Origin of the sequence: Vibrio sp. VP6, from assembly GCF_028823755.1 — a bacterium.
GTDB classification, from domain to species: Bacteria; Pseudomonadota; Gammaproteobacteria; order Enterobacterales; family Vibrionaceae; genus Vibrio; species Vibrio parahaemolyticus.
In genome coordinates, this window is record NZ_JAPEID010000146.1 from 1 (window position 1) to 1,071 (window position 1,071).

The 1,071-nt window shown below is 39.2% G+C and carries 1 protein-coding gene; it reads right to left on the reverse strand.

Annotation, left to right across the window (positions count from 1 at the left end):
• Positions 1-157: 157 nt before the first annotated feature.
• A complete protein-coding gene (locus OU793_RS24560) occupies positions 158-589 on the reverse strand; it encodes a hypothetical protein (RefSeq protein WP_006958821.1) in 432 nt (143 codons plus the stop codon).
• Positions 590-1,071 lie beyond the last annotated feature (482 nt).

Here is a 1,071-nt window from a genome sequence, read left to right on the forward strand (position 1 = left end):
GGAGTATATTCATGCGCATCTGTAAAAAGTGTCGCACTTCAAACTTGATACTAAGGTGTGAGGCACGCAATACAGAAGCTTCCGCATACCACCTTAACCACTAAAACCAACGCATAGCAAAAATGCCACGCGTGCCGAATCACTCTTGAACAATTTGTTATGCATTTGCCACGTATTTCACATGAAGCTTTTCAAACTCAGCAACCAGAACCTTTAGGCAATCACTTAACTCATCCTCTAACTCAAAGAATTCATGTGATTTCTCATGGAGTGTATCCATATTCGGATTGTTGCCAATAGTAACAAGTAGAGCTTCATGGGCTATATAATTTCGCTGCTTTCTGAGTTTATTGAGACGTTTATGTAACTCTTTGTTGTCGTTTAACTTAACGAATGTGTTGAGTAGTCTTTCTAACGGATAATTTTCTACATCGTCAATCGAAAAACCAAAGTGGATTCGGTCACCAACAAGAGCATGAATAAAGTCATATGACTTTCCAATATACATTTTCAACGAAAGCTCTAGGAGCTGAAAATTCGTTAACAGCCCAACCGTTCTTTCGCGGTAAAACTCTTGCTCTTTCTTCATTTTATCTCCTGATGCATAACGCCGCGTTAAGGGGTGCAGGCACGCAATACAAAAGCTACCGCACAGCGCCGGAATCACTAGACCCAACGCAAACTAAAAATGCCACGCGTGCCAAATCCCTCTTAAACGCTTTGTTAGCGCGCTATTAAATTAAACAAGAAATTCTTTGGGGTCCTTTGACTTCCAGTCCTTTTTCCTCATTACCGTAATAACTATATTTTCTTGATGCTCATCACCATCAACGTGAATTTTATTAACAGCGCAAGGCATATTTATATGCGAAACCGTACACCTAATATTAAAAGTATCATTGTGATTCAACTTCTTAAGCGCCCCTACATGTAATGCTGTTAACCTGTTAAATATAGAGTTAAGCTCAGCAATCATTATCAATGGATTATTACGTGTGTCATTCATTCTATCTTTAACAAGGCTTTGTTGCGTAATTCAGACGAGAAACCAAACCTCCTAAAGTTGAGCGA

Excerpts from the sequence above, each read along its gene's own strand:
- OU793_RS24560 (WP_006958821.1), bottom strand. The coding sequence starts at position 589 with ATGAAGAAAGAGCAAGAGTTTTACCGCGAAAGAACGGTTGGGCTGTTA.